Below are 3,462 nucleotides of genomic sequence, written 5' to 3' on the forward strand. Positions count from 1 at the left end.
GTTATTATTCTGTTTGTATCGAACGCGTCTCATTACTTCAAGTGTTTTGTAATTTAAATACTAAATTTCATTACATATAACGCTAAGTAATGAATGATTGTCGCTCTGTGCTCGAAAAATAACAACGCAACACCGTACTAGACTGAGGTCTAACCAGGTAACGATTAAATACCGACTTAACAGAGATTTAAGCGTTAAAAAGAAAGAGCCACTAGCATATACACTAATGGCTCTTTTTAAGATGACTGGAATCAAATTGCAGTAAATTGCTAGTCGAAGATTTTATCGCCCATTTGATCAATAAACATTTGAGATTTCTTCAACATAAGGTCATTGGCATCTTGCTCTGAGCCAAGCAAATCGGAGCGAATAAACCGATGTGTTTTCACTTCATCATTGTCATGCTTTTCTATTCGACCAGCGATGCGATATTGTCCGCCCTCTGAAAGGCTCTCTGGGTAAACAAAGAAACCTTTGTACTCAACTGGCTCGATAGTTTTAGCTTCAGCGGTTTTCTCACTACCACCAAACAAACGCGAAAAAAATCCCACGATTCCTCCTTGGGTCAGCTCACTAGTCAACTGAGCGACTCTTACTTAATATTAACGTTAAGGATCGGTTTTTCATACCAATCCAACTCTTTGTCATCATCATAACTAGTATGGGAAAAAATTACAGGCACATCATACTCTCGGTTTTTACGCCTGTCTTCTTTCACCATTTCTGCGGCGTTTTTCACCGCTATATCCGCGCTTTGCTTAAACTGGCTTAATTTTTGTTCAGGAAGTGAAGACAAAAAATCAATATCATAACGGATATAGACAGGCTTGAGCTGGATAAGCGCAAGGCAAGCAATATCGGCTAACTGTTCGTTGTCATACTGTTCTAAAAATTCGGGCAAACTGAGAACCTGGCCTACTAATGTTTCCATGTAATTGTGCACATCTGAGCTTATCTGCATCTGTAAATCTCCTTTTTCCTATGAAATGAGTATAGCAACGACTTGTTTATAACAACTTATTGATTGCTCTTAATTTAATCAATCTCTCTCTTTTTGCCGTAATGTCTTCCAAAATACTTGGGAAAAGGAACAAATAGACGTATTCTTGCTAGTTCTCAAAGTTCGAAATTCAATAACGGATAAATATCCATATTGATAAAACGATTTACCTAACCAATTATATAGTCAACTATTTTCAGGCAGTTTGTAATAGATGTCCTCATCGTCAATGACTTCATCAGGCTTCAGATTCTTATCCCCTTTTTTGCTACTGGGCATAGTGAGTTCGGGCATGGACAGCATTATTCAGATGACTCAGGCAAACTGGGGCATTGCCGCAAACTTGCCGTACATACTATTAGGTTGTGCGCTACTCCTTTGTTATTCATTTAAGCAAGGCAGAGAGTCCATGGTGTGCTTGGCAATGTTGCTAGCCTACTTCGTGATACAGCACCGCCTACAAGTCCCGCTTCAAAGTGGTACCGCTTTACTTGAGCTAACCATTTTAGCCACGTTACTTCCTGTCTCGTTTCTTACGGTATTTTTGTTTAGTAAAGAAGGTTTTGACTCTAAAGCCATGTTGACTTACATCTTGATGTTAGCAATGTTCGTTCTTTGGTCTTATCTAACGCTAGCATATTACGTTGAAGGAGGGTTTGAACAATGGACAAGCGGTATTTTATTTATTGTACCGACCGTCTCTAAACTGCCTTTAATTCTTGTTTTATATTGCGTGGGTATTGTCTGTTTTCTTGGAATCCTTGTTTTAAAGAAGAATGAAATTATCCATGCGATGACCTACTCTGCCATGGTATTGGCGTCTGCGACGTTCATTTTCTTTGATGTGCAGTACATATCAAGCACCATGTTTACGCTAACAGGGCTGCTTATCATTGTTTATGCCGCTTCCGCTAGCCATCAACTGGCTTTCACCGATAGCCTAACGCTGATTCCGAGCAGACGTGCACTTGATCTCGATCTAAAACACATGGGTAAGAAGTTCACGATCGCAATGCTTGATGTTGACCATTTTAAAAAGTTTAACGACACCTACGGTCACGATACTGGTGATGACGTTCTAAAAATGGTCGCTTCGCGCCTCACTAAAACCCCAGGCGGCGCAAAAGTTTATCGATTTGGCGGAGAAGAATTTACCATCGTTTTTAAAGGCAAATACGCTGACGAATGTAAGAACTTTTTGGAAGAAGCTCGCAAATCGATTGCAGAATACGAGATGATATTACGCGATGAAGAATCTCGCCCTGAGAACCATAAACAAGGACAAAAACGTCGTGGTAGCAACAGTTCGAAAAGAAAGTCGGTTTTTGTTACCGCAAGTTTCGGAGTTGCTGATAGCCGGAATGGGCAAGCTCCTCTGGACGTCATTAAATCAGCGGACGAAGCACTTTACAAAGCGAAAAAGGCCGGACGTAACTGCATAAAGCTTCGTTAGACCCTCACCAATCGTGAAAGTTAATAAGCTTGTCTGGGTTTACAACAAAACCGAACTTCCCCATCAGCATAATAACTGCACTCATCGTTGCCACTATCCAGATGTTATCTATCTAATCAAAGGTATAAGGTATACGCCCGATTGCGACATTCCGTTCGCACTGTTTGCCTATCTTACTTTGAGTGAGCTTTAAAAATAACCACCAAAAAAGTGACAACGCAACAAAAAGAGCGGCATTCATAAGGTTTTGTTTTTAAAGAGAATTAACTAAAGTATGTGTGTTTCTTCCCAAAGACTTCGAGGTATATAGCGCTTTATCAACGGTTGCATACAAGTCTGATTGCACTTCTTTCCCTGTCGGTTGAAAAACAAAAACACCCTGTGACACTGTCACTCTATTTGACACACTAGAATACTCATGTGGGTAATCGAGAAAATACATAGCCTCTTGTATACGCTCGGCTTCTCTTTCTGCTGTTTGAGTGTCGGTACACCCTAGCAACACGACAAACTCTTCTCCACCATATCGACCTACATATTCCCCAGAGCGACAAAACGTCGCCTTTAGTTGATTCGCAATCGCTTGCAAGCAACGGTCGCCTTCAATATGACCGTAATTATCATTAAACGGTTTAAAAAAATCGACGTCCAATAGAATCAAAGCCATTGGCATATTGTGACGGCCATGCCATGCAACCATCGATTCCAACTTATGGTCGATATAACGGCGGTTATAGAGTTTGGTTAGGCCATCTTCATTCGCTTGCTGAGTCAAAAGTTGATTAACTTGCTCTAATTGAGCTGTCGCTTGCTTAAGCTCTCGTCTCATATGAGCAATACGCTGCATTGCGATAAGTTTAGAGTTCAGTACCAGTTTATCTACCGGCTTAATTAAATAGTCATCACCGCCCGCGTCTATGGCTTTAGCAATCATTTCTGGCTCTTCGTGACTACTCAAGAAAATAATTGGGATCCAATCCGGAAACGTTTCTCTTATATGAAGAGAGAC

The 3,462-nt window shown here is 40.6% G+C and carries 4 protein-coding genes; 1 reads left to right on the forward strand and 3 read right to left on the reverse strand.

Annotated elements, in window-relative coordinates:
- Nucleotides 1-269: 269 nt before the first annotated feature.
- Both CAG68_RS16885 and CAG68_RS16890 read right to left on the reverse strand, forming a co-directional pair.
- Complete coding sequence (locus CAG68_RS16885; RefSeq protein WP_054728976.1) at nucleotides 270-551, reverse strand: HlyU family transcriptional regulator; 282 nt, start codon at nucleotides 549-551, stop codon at nucleotides 270-272.
- Nucleotides 552-592: 41 nt separating this feature from the next.
- Nucleotides 593-961 (reverse strand): late competence development ComFB family protein, encoded by a 369-nt coding sequence (locus CAG68_RS16890; RefSeq protein WP_047101090.1) that lies wholly within the window; start codon nucleotides 959-961, stop codon nucleotides 593-595.
- Nucleotides 962-1,214: 253 nt separating this feature from the next.
- Here CAG68_RS16890 and CAG68_RS16895 point away from each other — a divergent pair, with 253 nt between their 5' ends.
- Nucleotides 1,215-2,453, forward strand: a complete 1,239-nt coding sequence (locus CAG68_RS16895; RefSeq protein WP_054728979.1) for a GGDEF domain-containing protein — start codon at nucleotides 1,215-1,217, stop codon at nucleotides 2,451-2,453.
- A gap of 253 nt (nucleotides 2,454-2,706) precedes the next feature.
- Here CAG68_RS16895 and CAG68_RS16900 read toward each other — a convergent pair.
- On the reverse strand, nucleotides 2,707-3,462 hold a 756-nt coding region (locus CAG68_RS16900; RefSeq protein WP_161441399.1), incomplete at its 5' end, for a diguanylate cyclase.

The sequence above is a fragment of the Vibrio sp. V42_P2S4T144 genome (assembly GCF_009904715.1).
GTDB lineage: Bacteria > Pseudomonadota > Gammaproteobacteria > Enterobacterales > Vibrionaceae > Vibrio > Vibrio alginolyticus.

Excerpts from the sequence above, each read along its gene's own strand:
- CAG68_RS16890 (WP_047101090.1), bottom strand. The coding sequence starts at position 961 with ATGCAGATAAGCTCAGATGTGCACAATTACATGGAAACATTAGTAGGC.
- CAG68_RS16895 (WP_054728979.1), top strand. The coding sequence starts at position 1,215 with ATGTCCTCATCGTCAATGACTTCATCAGGCTTCAGATTCTTATCCCCT.